This is a genomic window from Chryseobacterium kimseyorum (genome assembly GCF_025971945.1).
GTDB classification, from domain to species: domain Bacteria; phylum Bacteroidota; class Bacteroidia; order Flavobacteriales; family Weeksellaceae; genus Chryseobacterium; species Chryseobacterium kimseyorum.
In genome coordinates, this window is the sequence record NZ_JAPDHW010000004.1 from 173,177 (window position 1) to 196,944 (window position 23,768).

Consider the following 23,768-nt stretch of genomic DNA (forward strand, 5'->3'; position numbering starts at 1 on the left):
AATAACTAAAAACCAACAACTTTTATGAAAGAAATATTAGAATACCTTTTCAATCATCACACCTTATCAAAATCGGAAGCAAAAGCGATTATGATTGAAATTGCTCAAAATAAATTCAATGCAACTGAAGTTACCGCTTTCATCAGTATTTTTCTGATGCGGAATATCACTTTGGAAGAACTGGAAGGTTTCAGACAGGCTCTACTTACCATGGCCGTTCAAGTCAGCATCGAAGCAGAAAACACCATCGACATCGTGGGAACCGGTGGCGACGGAAAAAACACCATCAACATTTCCACTTTGGCGAGTTTTGTGGTTGCCGGAGCCGGACAGAAAGTGACCAAACACGGTAATTACGGAGCTTCAGCGATAACCGGTTCGTCAAATGTATTGGAAGCACTGGGATATCAGTTCAAAAAAACATCTGAAGAGCTCAATCAGGATCTTGAAAAAGCAAACATCTGTTTTCTGCACGCTCCTTATTTTCATCCGGCATTGCAGTCTGTGGGCGCTCTGAGAAAATCTTTGGGTCTGCGTACGTTTTTCAACCTGCTCGGTCCGTTGGTTAATCCCGCAAAAACACAGTTTTCAGTGATTGGTGTTTACAACCTCGAGATTGCAAGAATTTATCAGTATCTGCTTCAGAAAGACAGTCGCGACTTTATTCTGGTGCACGGATTGGACGGTTACGACGAAATCAGCCTGACCGGTGACAGCAAGATCATCACGAAAGATGGTGAAGAAATTTATTCATCTAAAGATTTAGGTTTCAATCCTGTTGATCCTCAAAATATTGCTGGTGGATCAACCATTCAGGAATCTGCGGAACTGTTCAAAAATATTCTGGAAGGTAATGGTTCGGCAGATCAGAATGCAGTTGTTGTGGCGAACGCCGCAGTTGCGCTCTATCACACAAAAAACTGGGGTTCATATTCTGATTGTCGTTTGCTGGCACAGGAGAGTTTAGAAAGTGGAAAAGCCCTGATTTGTTTCAACAATTTGATCAAAACTAATTTTTAATCAACAAATAGACTTCCCCGAAAGTTAATTTTACAATTTTTCATGGCGACAATTTCCGTCTTCCGCTCCCAATCTTTTTTTGTCAGGCTTCTACCACCGCAAAAAAAAGGATTTCCGCTCAAGCCGGGTCGCAAAGTTTTTATACGTAGAAGATTAGTTAAAAATTAAAGTTACAACATCCACAAAACCTTGTGTTCCTTGCGAAAAACCTTGTGTCCTTAGTGGTAAAAAAAATAAACAATATGAATATTTTAGATAAAATCATTGCAAGAAAAAAGCAGGAAATAGCAGATTCAAAATCCAGAGTTTTATTACAGCAGTTAAAGGATTCAAAATTTTTCAACAGAAAAAAATTATCGTTGAAAGAATCATTACATTCAAAATCCGGAATTATTGCTGAATTTAAAAGACAATCTCCCTCAAAGGGAATTATCAATGATAAAGTCTCTCCTCTGGAAGTTGCGTCTGCTTATGAAAAATTTGGAGCAAGTGCCGTTTCGGTTTTAACGGATCAGGATTTTTTCGGTGGAAGTTTTGAAGATATTCTCAGTGTCAGAAATCACATCAACATTCCGATCTTAAGAAAAGATTTTATGATCGATGAATATCAGTTTTACGAAGCGAAATCGATGGGCGCTGACGTAATTTTGCTCATTGCAGCCTGTGTTTCGCAGAATCAGGTTTCAGAATTTACTGAATTGGCGCACAGTTTAGATCTGGAAGTCTTACTCGAGATTCACACCGAGGAAGAACTTCAACACATTGATAAAAACGTGGATTTCGTAGGCATCAACAATAGAAATTTAAAAGATTTCAAGGTGGATCTACAACATTCAGTTCATCTGAAAAATCAACTTCCGGAAAAGACTTTATCTATTGCAGAAAGCGGTATTTACAGCGAAGAAGATTTTAATTTTCTGAAAGAAAAAGGCTTTGACGGTTTTCTGATGGGCGAATATTTTATGAAAGATGAAAAACCTGGAAATAAATTCGCTGAATTTATTTCTAATGTAGCAATGTAAAAATCTAACAATTTACCAATGTTTAAAAGCCAAAAGCAAGAAGCCAACCGCCAACCGCGAGTTAAAGTCTGCGGATTGACCCAACTCAGCCAAATCAATGAATTAGTGGCATTAAAAATTGATTTTTTAGGTTTTATTTTTTACGAAAAATCGCCAAGATTTGTTCTGAATCATTTGAGTTTAGATGAGATTTCAAAAATAAATCATCAGGGAAAAGTTGGAGTTTTTGTGAATGAAACTGTCGAAAAAATTGTTGGTATTTCAGAAAAAGCAGATTTAAATTTCATCCAGCTTCACGGCGACGAAAATGAGGAATATATTGTAAGGCTAAGACAGATTCTAAAAGAAACTATAAAAATTATCAAAGTAATTCGGGTTGGAAATATGAAGTCTGAAGCAGTAATCGAAGTAGAAAAAATCTCAAATCTCAAATCTCAAATCTCAAATCTTCTGTTTGACACCGATTCAAAAGCCTTTGGCGGAACAGGAAAAACATTTGATTGGAACATTCTGAACGAAATTAAAGTCCCACTTCCCTATTTTCTAAGTGGCGGAATTTCCCTGGAAAATGTTGATGATATCAAAAATTTAAAACAAAAACCTTTTGCACTGGATATCAATTCAAAATTTGAAATTGAGGCGGGGGTGAAAGATTTAGAAAAAATAAAAAAATTATATGAAAAATTATAAAAACCCAGACCAAAACGGATATTACGGAGAATTCGGCGGTGCATTTGTCCCCGAAATGCTGTATCCAAACGTTGAAGAACTGCAGAAAAATTATCTTGAAATCATAGAGTCCGAAGAGTTTCAAAATGAGTATCAGGATTTGCTGAAAAATTATGTCGGACGTGCTACGCCACTCTATTTTGCTAAAAATTTGAGTGAAAAATATAAAACTAAAGTTTATCTGAAAAGAGAAGATCTCAATCACACCGGAGCGCATAAAATTAACAATGCTTTAGGGCAGGTTCTATTGGCAAAACGACTTGGAAAACGCAGAATAATCGCAGAAACAGGTGCCGGACAGCACGGTGTGGCAACTGCAACGGCGTGTGCATTGCTAAACTTAGAATGTATTGTCTACATGGGCGAAGTCGATATTGCGAGACAGGCTCCTAATGTCGGAAGAATGAAAATGCTGGGAGCAACCGTAATTCCTGCAACTTCCGGTTCAAAGACGCTGAAAGATGCTGTGAATGAAGCATTAAGAGACTGGATTAATAACTCTACCACAACACATTATGTAATTGGAAGTGTGGTCGGCCCGCACCCTTTCCCTGATTTGGTGGCGAGATTTCAATCTGTGATTTCAAAAGAGATTAAGGAACAACTTTATGAACAGATCGGCAGAGAAAATCCTGACTGTGTGATTGCCTGTGTTGGTGGCGGAAGCAATGCGGCAGGGACTTTCTACCACTTTGTCGAACAAGAAAATGTAAAAATCATTGCGGCAGAAGCCGGAGGTTTTGGCGTTGAATCAGGAAAATCGGCGGCCACCACTTTTTTGGGAACGCTGGGTATTTTGCACGGAAGTAAAAGTCTGGTTATGCAGACCAATGACGGTCAGGTTATCGAGCCTCATTCCATCTCTGCCGGTTTGGATTATCCTGGAATTGGGCCCTTCCATGCGCATTTGTTCAAAGAAAACCGCGCAGAATTTTTCAGCATAAATGATGATGAGGCTTTGGTTTCTGCATTTGAACTGACAAAACTGGAGGGAATTATTCCCGCGTTGGAAAGTGCCCACGCGTTGGCAGTTTTAAATAAAAAGAAATTTAACGAACATGATGTAGTTGTCATCTGCCTCAGTGGCCGCGGCGATAAAGATATGGAAACGTATTTAAGGGCGCTGGAAGATGGAAATGCGAAGAAGGAAGATTAATTATATAAAAAAATGCTAAAAAGTCCCAAAGGAACGACTTAACTGAGGATAGGATGCAATCCTATCAAAACGTTCATTAGAGAAATCCTTCTGAAAAACTTAATAAAGAATAGGTTATAATCTTATCTAAAATATCATCAGAAAAATTTCACTGGAACAACCTGATAGCTTATAGAGTAAATTCCCATCAAAAATGCAGAAGGAAAATATTCCAAAAAACCAAAAAAAATCAAAAATGAATCAACATACTACCGAACATACATCATCCAACACCCAGCCCAAACTCCTTAACATCTACTTCACTGCAGGAATTCCGCAGCTGGAAGATACCGCTGAAATAGTCCGAGTAATTCAGGATTCGGGAGCGGATATGACGGAAATCGGGATGCCCTATTCTGATCCTGTTGCTGACGGACCGGTTATTCAAAAAGCGCATGAATTGGCATTAAAAAACGGAATGACGATTGAAAAATTATTTTCACAGTTAAAATCCATTAAAAATGAAATCAGAATCCCGGTCATTTTGATGGGATACATCAATCCGGTTTTAAGTTTTGGATTTGAAAAATTTTGTAGAGAATGTTCTGAAAGTGGTGTTTCAGGATTAATTATTCCTGATCTTCCACCTATTGAATTTGAAAAAAATTATCAGAAAATTTTAGAAAAATATAATTTAAATTTCACCTTTCTAATTACACCGGAAACTTCAGATGAAAGAATTCTGTATCTGGATTCTTTAAGTTCGGGTTTTCTGTACGCGGTAAGCTCGTCTTCCACAACAGGAAAGGAAAATGCGGTCTTAAAAAATGAAGAATATTTATCAAGAATTGATGCTCTTCCCTTACAAAATCCTGTTATGATCGGTTTTGGAATTAAATCCAAAGAAGATTTTGAAAACGTTACCGAAAAAGCAGACGGCGGAATCATTGGAACGGCCTTTGTCAACGTCCTTTTACAAAATAGAGATTGGAAGAAGGACGCCATAGATTTTGTCCATTCCATGAAAGGGTAAAAATCACTAAATTTGTATCTCCAAATTGAGCTGATCAAAAATTTCAGCCTAAAGATTTTGAGAAAAGAGAGATCCGCATGAATACACATCAAAATAAAGTCGTAGAATTTGAAGATTTAGGCATCAGAGAATATCAGCCTGCTTGGGATTATCAGGAAAAACTGATGAAAGATATTATTGATATTAAAATTAAAAACCGCGATTTATCTCCTGAAAATCATATCACAACGCCCAATCATTTTCTTTTGGTAGAGCATCCTCACGTATATACCCTCGGCAAAAGCGGACATGAGGAAAATATGCTTGCAGGAATCGATAAATTAAAAGAAATCGAGGCGACTTTCGTGAAAGTAAACCGTGGTGGAGACATTACCTATCACGGCTACGGACAAATCGTTGGTTATCCTGTTTTAGATCTTGAAAATTTCTTCACAGACATTCACAAATACATGAGAAATCTGGAGGAAGTGATTATCAGAACCATTGCCGATTACGGTCTGAAGGGTGAAAGATCTCCAGGCGAAACCGGAGTGTGGCTGGATGTTGGGAAACCTTATGCAAGAAAAATCTGTGCAATGGGAGTGAAAGCCTCGCGTTGGGTAACCCTTCACGGTTTTGCTTTAAACATCAACACGGATATGCGTTATTTTGAGTACATCGTTCCCTGTGGAATTAAGGACAAGCAGGTGACTTCTTTAAAGAGAGAACTTGAAAGAGAATTGACTCCTGAAGAAATGGAAGATATCAAGGCCAAAATCAGAATGCATTTTGCGGATGTTTTTGAGGCAGAATTGGTTGATCATAAAACAGAAAGTTCCCAAAGAGTTTAATTTTATTTAAAAGATAAAAATCCATTGTTCATTACGATGGATTTTTTGTTTCAAATAATTTACATTATTGATTTCATCTGAATTGAATTTTTCAAAATTAAATTGTGTGCAATTTAATTGTTTTGTAAATTTGCATTGTTATTTGATTCAGATTATTTAAGAATCAAAATTTTAATATAAAATAATAAACAATGTCGTTAATAGAAGATTTAAACTGGAGACATGCCGCAAAAGCGTATGACTCAACAAAAAAGGTATCACAGGAAGATTTAGATAAGATTTTGGAAGCTGCGAGACTGGCTCCCACCTCATCAGGTTTACAGCCTTTCAGATTAATTGTTGTAGAAAATCAGGATCTGAAAGAGAAAATGGTGAGCGGAGCGTTTAATCCGGAAGTGATGAGAGACTGTTCTCATGTTTTAGTTTTTGCTGCCTGGGACAGCTATTCCAATGAAAAAATTGACAAAGTTTACGATCATCATACCGATGTGAGAGACTTGCCACAAGGACGTTTCAGCAGTTATACCGATATGATTAAAGATCTGTACAACGCCCAGACTCCCGAACAGCATTTTGCGCACACAGCAAGACAGACTTATATTGCTTTAGGCTTGGCAATGGCTCAGGCAGCAGAATTGAAAATCGATTCTACACCAGCAGAAGGTTTCAATAATGAAGCAGTTGACGAGATTCTTGAACTTAAAAAATTAGGTTTAAAAAGCGTTTCGCTTCTGTATTTGGGTTACCGTGATGCTGAAAACGACTGGCTGTCGCACATGAAAAAGGTGAGAATTCCTATGGAGGAATTTATCATTACAAAATAGTATTTTTAAAAACACACTCAATTATGGAAAATCACAACCCACCCCAATTAGGAAGCCAACTGTGTTTCCCGCTTTACGTCATCGCAAAGGAAATTACCGGTTTATACCGTCCGTTTCTCGATGAACTTGATATTACCTATCCACAATATCTTGTGATGATGGTGCTTTGGGAGAAGGATGGATTGACCGTAAATCAGGTGGGTGAAAAACTGTATCTCGACAGCGGAACGTTAACGCCACTTCTGAAAAGACTGGAGGCCAAAGGTTTCGTCATCCGAAAAAGAAAAAAAGAAGATGAACGGGTAGTTGAAGTTTTTTTGGATCAGGCAGGCAAAGATTTACAGCATAAAGCCTGTGAAATTCCTGCAAAAATGCAGGAAAAACTGAATCTTTCGACTGAAGATTTGCTCGAACTTAAAGAAACCATTCAGAAAATTTTAAATAAAACTCAAAAATAAAATGAAAACATTATACACCACCAACGTTACCGCAAAAGGCGGAAGAAACGGACAGGTAAAAAGCGATAACGGAGTTTTGGATCTTGAAGTGAGAATGCCTAAAGGACTGGGCGGAGCCAATGACGATTACACAAACCCTGAAATGCTTTTCGCAGCAGGATATGCAGCCTGCTTTGACAGCGCACTGAATTTAATTATCAGCAAATCTAAAATTAAAACCGGAGAAACTTCGGTAGCCGCAAAAGTGAGCATCGGACAGAATGAAGATGGAGGTTTTGGTCTGGCTGCAGAATTAGTGGTGAATATTCCGGGAGTTTCTCTCGAAGAAGCTCAGGAACTGACAGAAAAGGCGCATCAGATCTGTCCGTATTCAAATGCGACAAGAAATAATATTGAGGTGAAACTTTCGGTGACGAATAACTAAGATTTTTTCTTTTTACATATGAATCTGCTTTCTTTGGAGGCAGATTTTTTTTAATCTTGATCAGCGTTTTTAAATTTATATGTATTTTTAATAACCAATATCTCAAAATGAATAAAATTATCGTTGGAATTGTTTCACTTATTTTTATGATCGGCTGTTCTAAGAGTAATGAACAGGAGAAAATAGAGTTAAACAAAATGTTAAATACTGTTTTGAAATATGAATCTGAGCGATACGGTTTCAGCAAAAACCACAAATTTTTAATAAATGGTGAACTTCGGAAATTAAAAATTTATATTCCAGGTCGAAAAGAGATTTTAGGTGAAGAGCCCGGGCCACCTTCATCTCTCAATAAAAATATTATTCGTTTATTAGATTTGAATGAAAATGAATTTAAAAGCAGAAAATCTGATTCATTAAACCTTCTGAAACAGAACGCGTATATCTTTGATTCTTTATATATTGACCCTAAGATAAATTTAAATATTGCAGTAGCCGATAAAGAGGAAGTTTATCGGCGGAAAAAACTTTATCAATTTTCAAATCCGGTATATTTTAATGAAAATATTGCGTATATAGAAACATCTTACTACGAATCAGTTTTTGGAATTGGTTTCGGCTATTTACTTGAAAAGCAGAAAAATGGCGATTGGAAAATCAAAAAAATCATAAATACTTTTATTACATAAATATTTAACTAAGAATCTATCCTTTATCTCGTCACAGAATCACTTTTCTTGTACGCATCCACTTTTATATAGTCATCACCCAGTTCTTTTTCTTTTTTATCTGAAATTAAAATTCCAAAGAGGTGGTCAATTTCGTGTTGGAAAATCACGGCGGTAAAACCTTCTACGATTTCTGTAAATTTCTGTCCTTTTAAATCTACATACTGCAGCTGAATAACTTTGCTTCTATAAAACTGTCCACGGAATTCAGGGATTGACAAGTCGCCTTCCGGACCAAGATTCTGAAGTTCAGATTTCCAGGTAATGACAGGATTGATGAAGTATTCCAAAGGTTCGCCGTGCTTGTCAAAACGCTGAACCCAGATTACTTTTCGGTTGATTCCAACCTGTGGTGCGGCAATTCCTACTCCACCGTCTGTTGACAAAAGAGATTCTTTCATTCTTAAAACCAATGTTGCGGTATTTGGATCGGTAGGATCAATTTCTTTTGACTGATCTAATAAAGTGGTGTGCTGATGCGAATCTGTCGTCTGAAAAATAGGCAGAGCGGTTTTGATATTGCCTTGATTAATTAAGGAAATCTCGGTAGAAGTCAGTTTTTGAGCGTTGATGAAACTGATGAAAAATATGAGGAGTAAAGAGAGTTTTCTCATTGTTTTTGAATATTGAACAAATATAAAGATGTTTTAAGTTTTGGCTAAAGCCATTGGAATTTATTTTTATTAAAAAACGGGCTAAAGCCCTTTCCTATTGAATTTATCTGACATTTTTCTCCCGCATATTTTACTGATTGAGCAGATTTTTTCCGCACATTTATCTGTGTAGATCTGTGAAATCTGTGGGAAATTCTAACACATTAGTCACTTTAGAATGTAATTTTTGTTCTGCATAAAAGAACACATAAGTTTTGAAAATCTAAGATTTTCTGAGAATTGTAAAAGCATTGAAATTCCAAATAATTTTCGAATATTTGAGAAACTTCATTTTGAAAAACCTATGATTTAGCAGGATCAAATATCTGTGATAATCTGTGCGATCTGTGGGAGATGTTAGCACTTAAAAGACTTTAGAATTTTATTTTCACTATCATGAGAGCAGTTTGATTTCTAAAATCAGTGATATTCTGATGTCACTATCTGGGTTCCTTCCCTCTTTACCTGGCTCTTTTACCTTTACCCTTAATAAGTCTTCGTCATATCTGCCGGAATGATCAGATTAAAATCTGTAGGAATATATTCTTTTTCAGGGATTTTTAATTCAGGATCTTCAGATTCAAAAACAGAGATGACCGCCATTTTCAAGTTCGGGTTTTTCTGTTTGATATACCAATAGATTCCGCCAAATTCTTTGCTGTGGAAATTTCCGTTATAGTGGATGAATGTTTTTCCGGGTTCAAAATTTTTCAGAATTGATTCTGCCATGGTGGCGTCCTTAATGGCCTGTGCAGAAATAAAATTCATTACTTTGGTACCTTCGGCGTGATCGCCCATCATTTTTTTCATTTCAGGATAACCTGGCGTGTCTAAAGTTACTTTGATGGGAAGCTGTGCGATGTATGACTTATCTTTTTCGCCCAATTTAGTTAACGATTCCAGACCTTCTTTTGCTGTTTGTGACGCGTATCTTCTTGGAACATTGGTAGCGATAAATTTAAGTTTTTTGTCCTTGGCAAAATCGACCAAAGGCTGATAATCTGTCGCATAATTATTCCACAGTCGGGCTGAATCTTTCAAAGTTTTTGCATCGAATTTGCCGCTAAGATAATGGTCCAGCTGAGATTGATTGTCTCTTTCGAACATTTCGGCTCCCAGTATTAATTGTCCGTTTTTCTTTGCAAATAATGCTTCTGTGATTTTCAATTGAAGCCAGTGATTGATCGAACTGTTGTGATTCTCGCCAAAAAAAACGACATCATATTCTGCCAATTCTTTAGCTAATTTCTCTGTTTTTATTTCCTTTCCTTTTTGATTGTAGAACTGAAAAGCTTTCAGATTTTGTGCATTAACCGAACAAAAACTAGCAAGTAATATGACTATAAAAATATTTTTCATCTTAAAATTTTATTTTTTAAACACGAATGTCACGAATATGTTTCACAAATATCACAAATTAATATTAAATCTAAATTCTTAAAATTTATGTTACTAGGTAAAGAAAATATTTGTGGAATTTGTGGTTTATAATTTCTTGTTAAACACGAATATCACGGATATGTTTTCACAAATATCACAAATAAATATTAGATCTAAATTTTTAAGATTTGTGTTAGTAATGCAGTAATACTTGTGGAATTTGTGGTTTAAAATTTCTTTTTAAACACCAGTGACACGGATATGTTTCACAAATATCACAAATAAATAGTAAATCTAAATTCTTAAAATTTGTGTTATTAGTGCAGTAAATATTTGTGGAATTTGTGGTTTATAATTTCTTGTTAAACACGAATGTCACGGATATGTCTCACTAATATCACTAATAAATAGTAAATCTAAATTTTTAAAATTTGTGTTATTAGTGCAGTAAATATTTGTGGAATTTGTGGTTTAAAATTTCTTTTTAAACACGAATGTCACGGATATGTCTCACTAATGTCACTATTGGCTAATTTGAATATAAATTGCTTGTATTTGCAGAGAAAATATCTGTAAAAATTGTGTTCAATAAAAAAACAAAAGACCGCTTTGAGTTTAAAAACAAAACGGTCTTAATCAAATCAATTATCAATTATTTCTCTAAATCTGCCACAAGATCTTTCCACTCCTGTAATTCAGGAATTCCCGGTTTTCTTTTTCCGAAGAACTGAACGATAAAATCACCTTCTTTATTGAATACCTCGATCGCAGTAACTTCACCATCTTCCGTAGGTTTTTTCACGATCCATGCTTCAGCAATTTTAGTAACATCTAAGTGTAAGTTGAAGTCAGGATCCATCACATTGAACCACTGTTGGTGCCACATCGTTTTCTTCACTTCACCGGTGTGAATCTGGATAATTCCTCTGTTACCCACGAAAATCATGATTGGAAGATTCTTTTCAGATGCGTCTTCCAAAACATTAACCACTTTTGAAGTATCGATTTTTTTAGCATACCCTTCCGGAGCTAATCTCAGAGCCTGAGTTCTAGAAACTCCGAACTTCCTGGTCATCATGAAGAAATCATGAGTGTCTTTCAATTCTGTCCAGGCTTTTTTGAAACCTTCAGCATCAATCTCTGAGTCTGCTTTTTCTGGAGCTTTTGGGGCAACGGCTTCAAATTCAAACGTTTCAGTCTGATCTTCAGCTTTAAACTGCTCTACAATTGTTTCGAAAGCATCAACATTGCTGTCTTTCGTTAAATATATTTTATGGAGTGCCAAACCGTCTTTCCCGAAGAACTGAAGGCTTTTTCTGTCACCTTCTACCACTGCAAAAGCAAATTTCCAGTGATTCTGGAAGATTCTCAAGTCGATATCTTCACCTACGAAAAGCTGTGCATGAGGACTGCTGAAATCGCCATTCAGGTAAGTTCCTTTTCTCTCGTGTACGCATTCGTCGTTTCTTGTCAGGGCCATTACTTTTCCTAATTTTTCAACTTCTGTTAAGATGTTGGCAAATTCAGGTCTCAGAACGGTAACTCCCTCTCCTACGTTAGTTAATAATAATTCTGCTTCGCTTACACCCAACTGTTCTGCGGCATTTCTTATTCTTAAATGTGGATTTTCTGCTTTTAGAGCTTCCCATTTTTCTTTCAGTTCGTTAACTAATGTGCTCATTATTTTATTTTTTTATGGTTAATACTGTGTAAATTCTTTTGATTAATTCGTCTCCGGTTTTGCTTTTTATTTCTTCTTCTTTTTCGGAGATTTTCATTCTTTTAAACTGAGTTTTAGAAATCAATTCTTCCATTTCATCATTGCTGTACAGCGTAAAATCGTATGCTGTGAAAGGTAAAGTTTCCATGAAATCTCTTTGCCCGAAAGTGAGAATAAAAGTTCCGTTGTCTTTCAGCACTCTGTAAATTTCGTTTAAATATGCCACAGGTTCCTTCCAGAAATAAACGGTGTTGACGGTAAATATCTTATCGAAAACCTCATCTTCGAAAGGAAGTTTTTCACCTTCGTACAATACAAAATCAGCCTGATCTTTAAATTCAGAATTTAAATTTTTAGCTTCATTGTGCATCGTTTCAGAGATGTCGATTCCTGTATATTTTAAATCTTTGGCAATTTTTAAAAAGCTTTTCAGGTGACCGGCATTTCCGTGACCGATTTCAAGAATATGCTCGCTGTCTTCAATCAACAGAGAGTGAATACTTTCCAGCGTCATTCCGATGTTGGTGGCATGCATCATTTCGCCAATCTGGATTCCTTTTTCACCTTGCGGATTGGCAAGATTCTGGGCTAATATTTTTAAATCTTTTTCTTCCATTTATCCAAAAATAATCATTGGGTTTGCGTTGACAGGATGCGGACAGATCGTGCATGGGAAATTGTATGCCTGCGTAATATTTTCTGCGGTAAAAACTTCTTCAGGAGTACCGTAAGCGGAAACTTTTCCTGATTTCATTAATAAAATTTTATCTGCAAACTGGGCTGCCAGGTTCAAATCGTGCAAAACAACAATAGCTGAATTTTCGTTTTGCGTAAATTTCCTGATGATTTCCAAAGCTTTGTACTGATGTTTGACATCGAGATTATTCAGAGGTTCATCCAGAAAAATCAGTTTCTTCTCAATCTCATTTTCTACCTGCGCCATTACTCTCGAAAGATGTACACGCTGTTTTTCTCCACCCGATAAGGTATTGTAGTCCCTCTCTTTTAAATGATACACATCAGTTTCGTACATGTGTTTATTCATCGCTTCGAAATCTTCTTTTCTCGGCTGCGAATCAAAATATGGATATCGACCCATCATGACCACATCCTTTACCTGCAGAGGAATTTCGTTAGAATTATGTTGCGAAAACTTTGCTTTATGCATAGACAGTTCGCGAACTTCCCACTCAGAAATTTCTTTGTTTTTAAAAACTATTTTCTGTTTTCCCTGCTTCACTTCATTCGCCAAAATACTCAGCAAACTCGATTTTCCGGCACCATTGGGACCAACGATGGCCAAAAAGTCGCCGTAATCTAAAGTGACATCTACATCATTCAGAATAAAAAATTCTTTATGCCTGTAATCAATCTGACGTGCTTTTAACATTAGAGTGATTTTTTAAATTTAATTAAAATAGCGATGAAAATCGGTCCACCAATTAACGATGTTAAAATACCGATCGGCAATTCTGAAGGTGCTACAATACTTCTGCTGATGGTGTCTGCAATAAGTAGTAAAATACTTCCCAAAACTGCTGACAGCGGCAGAATAAATGTATAATTTGATTTAAATAACAATCTCAGAATATACGGTACAATAAGTCCTACGAAACCAATCGTTCCGGAAAATGCCACGCAGGTTCCGACCATTAATGACGTAATCACGACAATCTGTTTTTTTAATCTTTCTACATTAATTCCCAAATGCTGAGCATCTCTTTCGCCCAACATCATAGCATTTAATGCTTTTCCTTTAGGCAGTAATATAGCATATGAAATGGCGATAACTACTGCAAGAACGATGTTTTTCGTCCAGGTTGCGGCGGCTAAACTTCCCATATTCCAGAAGGTTAAATCTCTCAACTGCTCGTCTTTAGAAATATAAATCAGAAAACCTGTAATTGAAAAACCTATTGCGGTAATTGCAACACCGCTTAACAACATCATCACTACATTGGTTTTGCCGGCACTCGTTGATATTCTGTAGACCAGCAACATCGCCAGTAAAGCCCCGATAAACGCTGAAATACCTGTGAGTGAAAACTGAACCATCTCAGGAAGATACTGTTTGAAATGCCCTCCTAAAACAATTGCAATCGCAGCAAGCAAAGTGGCTCCCGAAGTTAAACCTATTGCCTCACCTGTTGCTAAAGGATTTTTGAATAAACCCTGCAAACTGGTTCCTGATACGGCAAGCATGCTTCCAATGAAAATCGACATGATAATCCGTGCTGCGCGAACATCCCAGATAACATATTTATCGCTTAATGCCAAATTTGGATCACCTGTAATGAACTGGCTTAAAATAGTAAATGGTGAAACACCATTAAAGTCGTAAACCCCAATATAAAGTGCCGCAATTGCCAGAACTACCAGCAAGAGGGCACTAAAAATGAGATGAAAATATAATTTACTTTGTGCTTTCAACTAAAAGTTTGTTTAATGCAACTGCAGCCTCACCTACTCTTGGACCGAAACCGGAAATCAAACCTCCGTCCATAGCAATAATCTTTTTGTTTTTACCCGCATTGGTTTGAGAAACGCCCGGCATTTTCAGAGCTCCTTCATTTCCTCCAGAACTTTCCAGACCTGTTGAAAAGAAGAAAAGTACATCAGGATTTGCTTTTACCACCGCTTCCGGAGTTAAAGGTTTAAAATCTTCAAAATCATTGATTGCATTTTCGCCACCTGCAAGAGCAATTAAAGCAGCCATCGGCGTATTTTTTCCTGAAACCATCATCATATTCCCTCTTGAGTAGATGAACAGAACTTTTGGTTTTTTAGCCATAGGCTGAACCTGTTTTAGATCTGCATCTATCTTATCTGTCAGTTTTTGGTAATCTGTATTTCCGATAGCTTTTGCAACATCGGCGATTAACTTTTTGGTTCCGTCAACGGTGAATTCCTGCTTAAATAATTCAGTTTTAATTCCTGAAGCTTTAATTTTCCCTAATAAATCTGGGTTAATGTCTTTATCAGAAGCTAAAATCAACGTTGGACTTACTGCCATAATAGGCTCGATAGTCATTGATCTTACATGACCTAAATCTTTAGCGGTAGCTTTCAAAGATTCCGGATAGGTACTGGTAACGTCTGTTGCAACGATTTCTTTTTCGTGACCTAAAGCCGCTACTATCTCTGTAATACCACCACTGATAGAAACAATTTTATTATTGGTTTTTGGAGTTTCTGAAGAAACTTCAGTTTTATTTTCTGTAGGGCTCTTTGTTTCTTTTTTGCAAGAATATACTGCTGCAAGAACAGAAACTGCAAGGATGAATTTTTTCATTTTAGCTATTATTATTTGATTTATTATAATGGTTTGTATTCAAACTGAGGTCTTCCTCGTTCTCCGGCAGTGCTGGTCAATCTTGTAAATCTCAATTTAAAATAGAAGCCCTCCGCATCTTTTATAACATAAAAACGGTCACCATAAACTTCAAGACCATTGGTTCCTACAGGGTTTCTCCAATTGGCTCCAATTATCCTCTGATCGTTATGAATAAATTTCGACTGATCTACATCTGAACTTTTGAAATTTGTATACGCTTCAACCCCCGAAGAAGTAGAAGGAACAATAACCTCGTAGGCTGCCGCTCCACCAACGTTATTAATCGTTACAAAATCAGCATAAATATAACTTCCTGCTCCTACAATTGTATTGGTGAATACTGTGAAACAGATATCCCATTTCTTTTTTTCAGGCTGAATAAATAACTCTTTATTATTTTTTAAACTCACAAAATTATAATTGTACGCAGTATTTTTGCTGATACTTAATTCCTGGTGAGCAGCAGAATTTAATTCTGCATATTTTACTTTATATCCTGTTGATGTTCTTACAATCTGAACTTTCATCCAGCCTCTGCTGTCTCCACCTGTTGTTACTGAACCTGTAGGAACTGTTCCTGTGTAAATATCCTTACCCATATTCACCAGATAGACTGCATTGTCAGCTTCATTGGCTTTAATTTCTTCAATTGCAGTGTATCCTGCAGGAAAATCTCCTTTTACATCATCAATGAAAGCAACGTTTGCAGGATTAAAATCGGCAACCTGCACCTGATTTTTCAGTGTTGCAACACTTGCTTCTGTTACTGCATCTATATTTGTAGCATTCGGAATTTTACCTGCTGCCATCATAATAGATGAATTTAAAACAACTTTAAACTCGCTTCCAGAGTACAGGGCAATATCCCAATCTGTTCTTTTGGTAACGATCTCAGTATCTGTTCCGAAATCAAACCAAACCTGATTCGGCTGTGTTGCACCTCCTACATTGGGATCAACTCTGGCTCCGTCTGACGGCGCTACTGCTACTGGATCTTCATTGTCATTAATACACGATTGAGAAATAAAAGAAGCGCCTATCAATAAGCAAAATAGTATTTTTTTCATTTTCAATTTATTTAAAAATTATAATTTAATCTGGCAAAATAACTTCTGCCGTAGAAAAGATTAGAGGCAGAATCTGCTACATTATGTGAAGTTCCACCTATTGTTGTATCTCTCACAGATGATACATCAAAAATATTTTTCACTCCTATACTTACATCTAAATGATTATTAAAGAATGGCTGAGTCACAATAAAATTCATCATGCTGAAAGCATTACGTTCGCCGATTTCATAGTAGGAAGTTGCAAGATCAGGAGAAACTAAAACAGGTATCTGTGTTTTCCCCGTGTATTTATAATATAACGATAGCGTTGTATTGATTTTCGGAAGCGTATAATTTGCTGCTAAATTTGCTTCAAGTGTGTAAAAGAAATCTGTAGGTGAAGTAATTCCAGCAGCTCTCAGTTCTCTCGAAATATAATAATAAGACGCATTTGCTGCGACACTGAAATTATTTTTCTGTGCTCTGAAATTTGCTTCAATCAAATAAGATTCAAACTTGTTGATATTGATGTATTTATATTCCAGTGGAGATTGGTTGATAAGCGAAAGTTCAATTCTGTCTTTTAGATTGAGATAAGTTCCGCTTGCTCCTAATTTCAGATTCCAGCCGGAGACAGTATTTATTTTTTTTTCTCCATTCAGTGAAACCGTCATACCTTCTTCAGGACGGAGATCCTGATTTCCCTGTATATTGTGATTACTGTCTACCATAAAAGTATACAGTTCATCAAAGTTTGGAAATCTGTTTGCGCTACCTACTACCAATCTGATATTATCATTCTCTGTAATTTTTGCTCTTGCCGTTACAGAATAATTGTGCTGTGTATCAAACTTGTCACTTAAGGCCAAACGATATCCCGGACGAATTGACAGCCAACTGTTTGCCGTCCATTCTGCTGAAATAAAGTTTGCGTAATTAAAGATCTTTCTCTTAACGTCGAAAACACTTTCGAAAGTTCCTGCAGCATTTCCTGCAAAACCAGAGGTATGATCAAGTTCGTATCCTAATTGGAAATCGATCTTTTCATTATCTAAAAAATTACTGAATACCCCTCTCGAATAGATTACGTCTGCTTTATTGTAAGATTTGTATTCGTCTTTCTGTAAAGCCTGTCTGTTGGGAACATCATATTCAAAATCTCTGAATTTTCTGTCTTGGGTCTGATATGAAAAATCTCCCGTATAATTAATTGTTCCGAGTTTTGTCTGGATATTCAGCTGATTAAGATATCTTGTTGTAAGATAATCTCTGTCTGTCGCAACATATGTTCTGTTACCACCTCCTAAATACAGCTCGGTGACCAGAGGATTATAAAAGTTCAGTTTTTCGTTTAGATATCCAAATTTGTAGAAGATTGAGGTCTCTTTTTTATTGTAACGTACAATTCCATCAACATTCAAAACATCTTTTGGCTGCCAATCATAACCTCTGTTTCCGTCGTTCTTTTCTGTAAAATATTTATATCCTTCTCTAGCTCCTTTAAAACCCTGAAAATCGTTATGATTAATATTTGCACCGACGTACCAGTTTTCATTAAGATTATATCCGATATTAAGATTCTGAACATGCCTCCCTTCTCCTTTTTTGTATAAGTCGTACTCTTCACCTACAGTTTCTTCCTGTAAAGAAGCTGATAAAGAAAGCTTTTTCTGACTGTTTTTCTTTGTAATGATATTAATAACACCTGCTACCGCATTTGAACCGTAATCAACTCCCATCGAGCCTCTTACCAGTTCTATTCTTTCAATATTATTAACATTCAGTTTGGTTAAATCAATATTATTACCCAAACCGATGTCGCCAACAACAGGGATATTATCGATCAGGATCTTGGTATATTCACCACCAAGTCCCATTAGGCTTGCTGTAGAATTTCCAGAATTACGATCCGAAACGATGAGAACATTTAAACTTTGATTAAGAACTTCTGCAACATTTGTTACAGCCATATTTTTGATTTGCTGTGCATCTATGACCTCCACTTTATAAATAGATTTGTTGATAGACTGCTGCATATATTGTCCGGTAATGACAACTTCTTCTATTTTTTTCTGATTTAAAGAATCTTTTTCCTGTGCATTAATGATAACGAAACCTGATAATAACACAATAGAAAGCACTTTCTTCTTCATAGATTCAAATTTTCGACAAATATAGTGCTTTATTTAGAATAATTAAAAATAATTGAAATTTTGTGATATGATATTTTGCAAGACTCTTATGATAACAACAATTTTGATAATGATAAGATCTTCCGGAAAATTCAATATTTCATTTTTTACGAGCCTCTTTATTCTGTTTAATGAAAAAAATAAACAAAAATCATTGTTTTATTTAGAACAGTTAAAAACAAATGTTTAATTTTGCATCATAATTAGAATAATAGAAAAAATGAAAGCAAAACTACTTTTTGGAGCTTTAATGCTTACAGCAGTGACTGCAAATGCCCAATTGGCAACTCTTAATCAAAATTTCAACAGTCTTACGACCTTCCCTTCCACTAGCGGATGGTCATCTGTTCTTCCACCATTGAGTAATCCGGCAATGCAACCTGCACCGATGATGGTATTATACACAGAGGCAAGCGATGCAACGAATAAATACCTTTCTTCCTATTCTGGTGGTAACAGTAATACTCCACAGTATTTAGTGTCACCACAAATTGTTGCTCCTACCGGAAATAAAACTCTATCCTTCAAAGCTCGTAAAAATGTTGCGGGAGCTCCTGTAAGTTTACAGGTAGGTTTGGCATCCAGCCCAACAGACATGAATACTTTTATTCCTATAGGCGGACCATCTTTTCTTGCCACCAACGTTTATCAGACCATTAATGTAGTTATACCAAACTCTACATCTGGTTATATTGTATTCAAAACCGTAAACGCAGTTGCAGACGCACCTCACACTGCGACTGATTTTGATGATATCGTGTATGATCTTACTTCAGTTTTGGGAACCGCAGATGTTTTCAAATCTACAGAGCAGATCAAATTTGCAGTGAATGAAGATAATTCTACATTACAGTTTGTAGGAAAAACACAACCTAAAAATATTGAAATTTACTCTGCTGCAGGACAACAAGTTGCTGCCGGCAAAGTAAACGATGGTCAATTTGATATCACTACTCTTCAGACAGGAGTTTATTATATCCTGATTGAAACTACAGACGGTAAAGCTGTAAAATCTAAATTTATCAAGAAATAATCTTATTTCTATTAAAATATTGAAGCTGATTACATTGTAGTCAGCTTTTTTTTATTTGATAAAAGTCTAATATTCAAGTATTTATTCATAAAAAGCAATATAAAAATAAGCAAGACAAGATAAATATCATGTTTTTATTTAGACTCATTAAAAATAATTACTTAGTTTTGTAGAATAATTCTAAATAAGAAATTACGTTATGAAAACAAAATTACTTTTTGCTTCTCTACTTACCTTCACGGTTCAACAAACCACTTTAGCACAAACTGATGCCAATGGATACACTACCGTTAATCTGAGCATGGGAGCATCTTATCAAAATAGAGTTTTCTTCGATTTTAGCGCAAACAGTATTGTGTCTCAGCCGGCTAACACTTGGGACATTGCTTTCTATAGAAATTCGGCAATGGATTTTGGAACGAGAATCAATGATGCTCAGACGATTCAGGTGTATGAGGCTTCTAATGTTCCTGCAAACTGGGGTACCATCGACATAGCGAATATTGCTTCTTGGGGTGCACCAAAATACAATCCAGATATTACAACAAGTCTGAAGAACGGTGCTTTTGAACAGGGATCAGCAACCTATGGATGGGGAGATTACAATGTGGCCAACCACCACATTCAGGGAAAAATAATTTTTGTACTTAAATATGTTTCAACCAATGAGTATATTAAATTTATGATTGAAGACTATTATGGAGGTTATACATTTAAATATTCAAAATGGAATGCTGTTACTTCAACCTGGGATGCTACTGTAACCAAAACAATTGCCAACGGGACTGATGACGCTTATTTCAACTATTTTTCTTTCACTACTGGCGAAAAAGTGGCAAATCTAGAGCCACCCAAAGCTAATTGGGATCTAATGTTCACAAGATTTTATACAAATTTCATGAATATCATGATGTATAAGATGGCGGGAATTCTTCAAGGTCCAACAGTTTCTGTAGCACGGGTACAACCAGAAACACAGGATACATCTGCTGCTACGCTTCCTGCACCTGCAGCCTTTTTAAATAATATTGCAACGATTGGATATTCGTGGAAGCCAACTTCGGGAGCTCCTTATTCTGATGTTGCATACTATGTAAAGCAGGGTTCAGACTATTATAGAATGTACTTTATTACAAATGGCGGAGAAGCCAACGGGAATATGTATTTTAAGTATAAAAATATTACCTCTGTTCTTGATGTAACTGAGGTTAGCAAGAAGGCAACTTTCGGTGTCTATCCGAATCCTACGACTTCAGACAAAAGAGTGACCATTTTATATGATGTAAAAGAAAAAGCGAATAACAAAGGTAATGTAGAAGTTTATGACCTTACCGGCAAAAGAGTACATCAAGCTGAATTAACAAACCAGGCAGGATTTTACAAGCAGGAGTTAAATTTATCTCATCTTCCTACAGGAAACTATATTGTTAAAATCACTTTTGGTGGACAGACGGAAACCAAAAAACTTATTGTAAAATAAGCAAAAGCGGATGGCAAATCAGCAGTTTAATCTGAATAGCGAATTGCTCAAATGACCACCCGCAACAAAAATTAATACTTTCTATTTTTTCTATAAAAGGGCAGTTTCAAGAATGATGAAACTGCCTTTTGTTTTGTATTGCCTTTAGATTTAAAAGAGATTAATACACTTTAAACCCTTTGTACACTTCTATATTGCCTGTTAAAATTTTTGAAGCATCTCTCCTGAAATTTAACAGATGATCTGTACCGTTGTGACGGCTGTGGTATTCTGCATTTTCCCAAAGCTCCATCAGAAAAAAAGTACCCTTCTGCTCATTATCTTCTATCAGATCATACTGAAGACATCCTTCTTCTTTTCTTGTTTCTCTCACCAAAGTCTGGAAAAGTTCTACGGCCTCCATCAGATAACTTTCGTTAAACTTGAAAAGCGCTACAATGTGTAAATTCATGTGTTAATTTTAGGATATAAAAATAAAATAATTTTGATCCTTATTTTAAATTTAACCTGAAATTTAGATGATAAAAATGAAATTTTAATTAAAACACAGATTTATAAATCGTTACAGAACTCATAACAATGACTAAAGTTCCTATAACGATAAACATTCCTTTCACAGGTAATTTTGAAGTAAGCATGGCAGAAAAAGGAGCGGTTACAATGCCGCCAATCAAAAGTCCTAAAATAATATTCCAGTGCTGAATTCCCAAGGTAAAAATAAAAGTGATTGCAGCAGTAAGTGTTAGAATAAATTTGGCAACGGTAGAACTTCCCACTGCAAATCTTGGTGTAAAAGAATTCTTAATTAAAGTTCCGGTTACCAAAGGCCCCCAACCTCCACCGGCAAATGAATCGATAAAACCACCGACCAATCCCAATCTTGTTAAGTTGGTTTTCTTTTTTAAAGACTTATTCTGTTTCGGACTGAAAGCATTCGACAAAATCTGAAAACCCAGATACAAAGTGTAAAAAGCGATTACTGTTTTTGTGATCTTCGAATAATATTCGCCAACATACGTAAGGCACAATGCACCAACAATAGCACCTATGATGGCGGGAACCGCCAATTTTTTCACCAGACTTTTACTTACATTTTTCAGTTTGATATGGCTGATGCTTCCTGCGGCTGTAGTAAAACTTTCTGCAGAATGAATACTTGCACTCACTATATGCGGAGGAATATTCAGAAATAAAAGTGTGGTTGTACAAATAACGCCATACCCCATTCCCATAGATCCAGCGACGATTTCTGCTAAAAACCCGACCAACATCATCCAGTAAAAAATATGATTGTCTTTGGCTAAAATCAATTGAAGTTCATCCAAATACCCCAACTCATACATCGAAAAGACGACAATAGAAATTATTGCAATGGTGACTAAAAATATATTTAATCTTATTTGAACTTTTCGTGAGAGTACCATATTATAAAATCATTACAGCACCTACTGTAGAATTGCTTGTTTCATCGATCAGAATTGCATTGCCAGTCAAATTACTGTCTTCATAACTATCAAAAACCAACGGTGAAGACGTCTTCAAACGGACTTTTACCACTTCATTCAGTTTGATGCTGCTGTCGACAGATATTTTTTCCAGAGTATTGACGTCAATTTTATATTCAATTTCTTTGACAATGGCTTTTAAAGTTTTGCTTTTATGCTGAATAAAATATTTATTTCCCTCATGCAATTCTTTTTTGTCCATCCAGCAGACGACAGCTTCAAACTCATTTTCAACCTTAGGCAGACTCTCTGTTTTAACGATAAAATCACCGCGACTGATGTCAATATCATCTTCAATATGCAAAACCGCAGGCTGATTGGTAAATACAAAATCAACTTCTTTACCTCCCGTTTCAACTTTTGAAATTTTCGTCTGAATATTTTGTGGAAGAATGGTAACATCATCTCCTTTTGAATATATTCCAGAAATAATTTCTCCGGCATATCCTCTGTAGTCATGGAGATCATCGGTTTGCGGACGAATCACATACTGAACCTGAAATCTGGGACGGTCTGTATTTTTACTGTCTGCAATCTCTACAGTTTCCAGAAAATCTAAAAGTGTAGGACCACTGTACCATTCGGTTTTTGATGATTTGTCAACGATGTTATCACCGTAAAAAGCAGAGATCGGAAAATAATTAATATTTTCTAATCCCAGTTTTTGGGCAACCAACTCATACTGAGATTTGATATCATTATAAATTTCTTCAGAATAATCAACCAAATCGATCTTATTGATCGCTACCACAATGTTTTTCATCTTTAATAACGATGCGATAATTGAATGTCTTCTGGTCTGTTCGATAACGCCCTGTCTGGCATCAATCAAAATCACAATCAGTTGCGAGTTGGAAGCTCCCGTAATCATATTTCTGGTATACTGAATATGACCCGGAGCGTCGGCAATGATAAATTTTCTTTTTGAAGTAGAAAAATATCGGTAAGCAACATCAATCGTAATTCCCTGCTCTCTTTCGGCTCTTAAACCATCCGTTAGAATCGCAAGGTCTACTCCATTTTCGTTTTTGTTTTTTGACTGTTTTTCCAAAGCCTCAAGCTGATCAATCAATATATTTTTACTGTCGTAGAGAAGTCTTCCGATCAGAGTACTTTTTCCGTCGTCTACACTTCCGGCAGTGATAAATCTTAATATGTCCACGTTTTATTTTATTAGTAATGAATAATTGGTAATAAGTAATTTTTCCGGCCGTTCATT

At 36.0% G+C, this 23,768-nt stretch carries 24 protein-coding genes; 12 read left to right on the forward strand and 12 right to left on the reverse strand.

The window, feature by feature from the left end:
- Window positions 1–24 precede the first annotated feature (24 nt).
- The 10 genes from trpD to OMO38_RS07475 all read left to right on the forward strand — a co-directional run bounded on the left by trpD (window position 25) and on the right by OMO38_RS07475 (window position 8,164).
- Entirely contained in the window at window positions 25–1,020 is a 996-nt protein-coding gene (gene trpD, locus OMO38_RS07430) for an anthranilate phosphoribosyltransferase (RefSeq protein WP_264749568.1), read from the forward strand.
- A 242-nt stretch (window positions 1,021–1,262) separates the two neighbouring features.
- Window positions 1,263–2,042: an indole-3-glycerol phosphate synthase TrpC gene (gene trpC / locus OMO38_RS07435; RefSeq protein ID WP_264749569.1), complete on the forward strand. Its 780-nt coding sequence runs from the start codon at window positions 1,263–1,265 to the stop codon at window positions 2,040–2,042.
- 18 nt (window positions 2,043–2,060) lie between these two features.
- Window positions 2,061–2,732 carry a phosphoribosylanthranilate isomerase gene (locus OMO38_RS07440; protein ID WP_264749570.1) on the forward strand — a complete coding sequence of 224 codons (672 nt, stop codon included), beginning with the start codon at window positions 2,061–2,063 and terminating at the stop codon, window positions 2,730–2,732.
- Complete coding sequence (gene trpB, locus OMO38_RS07445; protein WP_264749571.1) at window positions 2,719–3,927, forward strand: tryptophan synthase subunit beta; 1,209 nt, start codon at window positions 2,719–2,721, stop codon at window positions 3,925–3,927. The genes OMO38_RS07440 and trpB overlap by 14 nt, the downstream gene beginning before the upstream one ends.
- Window positions 3,928–4,162: 235 nt before the next feature.
- Window positions 4,163–4,939, forward strand: coding sequence for a tryptophan synthase subunit alpha (gene trpA / locus OMO38_RS07450; RefSeq protein ID WP_264749572.1), 777 nt, complete (start codon window positions 4,163–4,165; stop codon window positions 4,937–4,939).
- Window positions 4,940–5,016: 77 nt separating this feature from the next.
- The gene (lipB, locus tag OMO38_RS07455) at window positions 5,017–5,769 is read left to right on the forward strand and encodes a lipoyl(octanoyl) transferase LipB (protein WP_264749573.1); all 753 of its coding nucleotides are present in this window, start codon (window positions 5,017–5,019) and stop codon (window positions 5,767–5,769) included.
- A 191-nt stretch (window positions 5,770–5,960) separates the two neighbouring features.
- A complete protein-coding gene (locus tag OMO38_RS07460; RefSeq protein ID WP_264749574.1) occupies window positions 5,961–6,593 on the forward strand; it encodes an NAD(P)H-dependent oxidoreductase in 633 nt (210 codons plus the stop codon).
- A 23-nt stretch (window positions 6,594–6,616) separates the two neighbouring features.
- Window positions 6,617–7,051, forward strand: coding sequence for a MarR family winged helix-turn-helix transcriptional regulator (locus OMO38_RS07465; protein WP_264749575.1), 435 nt, complete (start codon window positions 6,617–6,619; stop codon window positions 7,049–7,051).
- Window position 7,052: 1 nt separating this feature from the next.
- The gene (locus tag OMO38_RS07470) at window positions 7,053–7,475 is read left to right on the forward strand and encodes an organic hydroperoxide resistance protein (RefSeq protein ID WP_264749576.1); all 423 of its coding nucleotides are present in this window, start codon (window positions 7,053–7,055) and stop codon (window positions 7,473–7,475) included.
- Window positions 7,476–7,582: 107 nt separating this feature from the next.
- Window positions 7,583–8,164, forward strand: a complete 582-nt coding sequence (locus tag OMO38_RS07475; protein WP_264749577.1) for a hypothetical protein — start codon at window positions 7,583–7,585, stop codon at window positions 8,162–8,164.
- Window positions 8,165–8,187: 23 nt separating this feature from the next.
- Here OMO38_RS07475 and OMO38_RS07480 read toward each other — a convergent pair whose 3' ends face one another.
- The 9 genes from OMO38_RS07480 to OMO38_RS07520 form a co-directional block, all read right to left on the reverse strand.
- Complete coding sequence (locus OMO38_RS07480; RefSeq protein WP_264749578.1) at window positions 8,188–8,817, reverse strand: peptide deformylase; 630 nt, start codon at window positions 8,815–8,817, stop codon at window positions 8,188–8,190.
- Window positions 8,818–9,342: 525 nt separating this feature from the next.
- Window positions 9,343–10,215, reverse strand: coding sequence for a ChaN family lipoprotein (locus tag OMO38_RS07485; protein ID WP_264749579.1), 873 nt, complete (start codon window positions 10,213–10,215; stop codon window positions 9,343–9,345).
- Between the two features lie 673 nt (window positions 10,216–10,888).
- The gene (locus OMO38_RS07490; RefSeq protein WP_264749580.1) at window positions 10,889–11,917 is read right to left on the reverse strand and encodes a hemin-degrading factor; all 1,029 of its coding nucleotides are present in this window, start codon (window positions 11,915–11,917) and stop codon (window positions 10,889–10,891) included.
- A gap of 4 nt (window positions 11,918–11,921) precedes the next feature.
- A complete protein-coding gene (locus OMO38_RS07495) occupies window positions 11,922–12,572 on the reverse strand; it encodes a class I SAM-dependent methyltransferase (RefSeq protein WP_264749581.1) in 651 nt (216 codons plus the stop codon).
- Complete coding sequence (locus tag OMO38_RS07500) at window positions 12,573–13,346, reverse strand: heme ABC transporter ATP-binding protein (RefSeq protein ID WP_264749582.1); 774 nt, start codon at window positions 13,344–13,346, stop codon at window positions 12,573–12,575.
- Complete coding sequence (locus OMO38_RS07505) at window positions 13,346–14,386, reverse strand: FecCD family ABC transporter permease (RefSeq protein ID WP_264749583.1); 1,041 nt, start codon at window positions 14,384–14,386, stop codon at window positions 13,346–13,348. Before OMO38_RS07505 ends, OMO38_RS07500 begins: the two co-directional genes overlap by 1 nt.
- Entirely contained in the window at window positions 14,370–15,248 is an 879-nt protein-coding gene (locus tag OMO38_RS07510; RefSeq protein WP_264749584.1) for a heme/hemin ABC transporter substrate-binding protein, read from the reverse strand. Before OMO38_RS07510 ends, OMO38_RS07505 begins: the two co-directional genes overlap by 17 nt.
- Window positions 15,249–15,271: 23 nt before the next feature.
- Window positions 15,272–16,357, reverse strand: a complete 1,086-nt coding sequence (locus tag OMO38_RS07515) for an HmuY family protein (protein WP_264749585.1) — start codon at window positions 16,355–16,357, stop codon at window positions 15,272–15,274.
- Between the two features lie 11 nt (window positions 16,358–16,368).
- The gene (locus tag OMO38_RS07520; protein WP_264749586.1) at window positions 16,369–18,492 is read right to left on the reverse strand and encodes a TonB-dependent receptor plug domain-containing protein; all 2,124 of its coding nucleotides are present in this window, start codon (window positions 18,490–18,492) and stop codon (window positions 16,369–16,371) included.
- Between the two features lie 259 nt (window positions 18,493–18,751).
- On the opposite strand from OMO38_RS07520, the gene OMO38_RS07525 reads away from it, so the two are divergent.
- Entirely contained in the window at window positions 18,752–19,564 is an 813-nt protein-coding gene (locus tag OMO38_RS07525) for a T9SS type A sorting domain-containing protein (protein ID WP_264749587.1), read from the forward strand.
- A 199-nt stretch (window positions 19,565–19,763) separates the two neighbouring features.
- On the forward strand, window positions 19,764–21,044 hold the full coding sequence (locus OMO38_RS07530) for a T9SS type A sorting domain-containing protein (protein WP_264749588.1): 1,281 nt from the start codon (window positions 19,764–19,766) through the stop codon (window positions 21,042–21,044).
- A gap of 160 nt (window positions 21,045–21,204) precedes the next feature.
- Here the strand turns inward: OMO38_RS07530 and OMO38_RS07535 are convergent, their stop codons facing one another.
- From OMO38_RS07535 to OMO38_RS07545, 3 genes are all read right to left on the reverse strand, one after another.
- Complete coding sequence (locus tag OMO38_RS07535; RefSeq protein ID WP_264749589.1) at window positions 21,205–21,495, reverse strand: putative quinol monooxygenase; 291 nt, start codon at window positions 21,493–21,495, stop codon at window positions 21,205–21,207.
- 88 nt (window positions 21,496–21,583) lie between these two features.
- On the reverse strand, window positions 21,584–22,468 hold the full coding sequence (locus tag OMO38_RS07540) for a sulfite exporter TauE/SafE family protein (protein WP_264749590.1): 885 nt from the start codon (window positions 22,466–22,468) through the stop codon (window positions 21,584–21,586).
- A 1-nt stretch (window position 22,469) separates the two neighbouring features.
- Entirely contained in the window at window positions 22,470–23,711 is a 1,242-nt protein-coding gene (locus OMO38_RS07545) for a sulfate adenylyltransferase subunit 1 (protein WP_264749591.1), read from the reverse strand.
- Window positions 23,712–23,768: the final 57 nt, after the last annotated feature.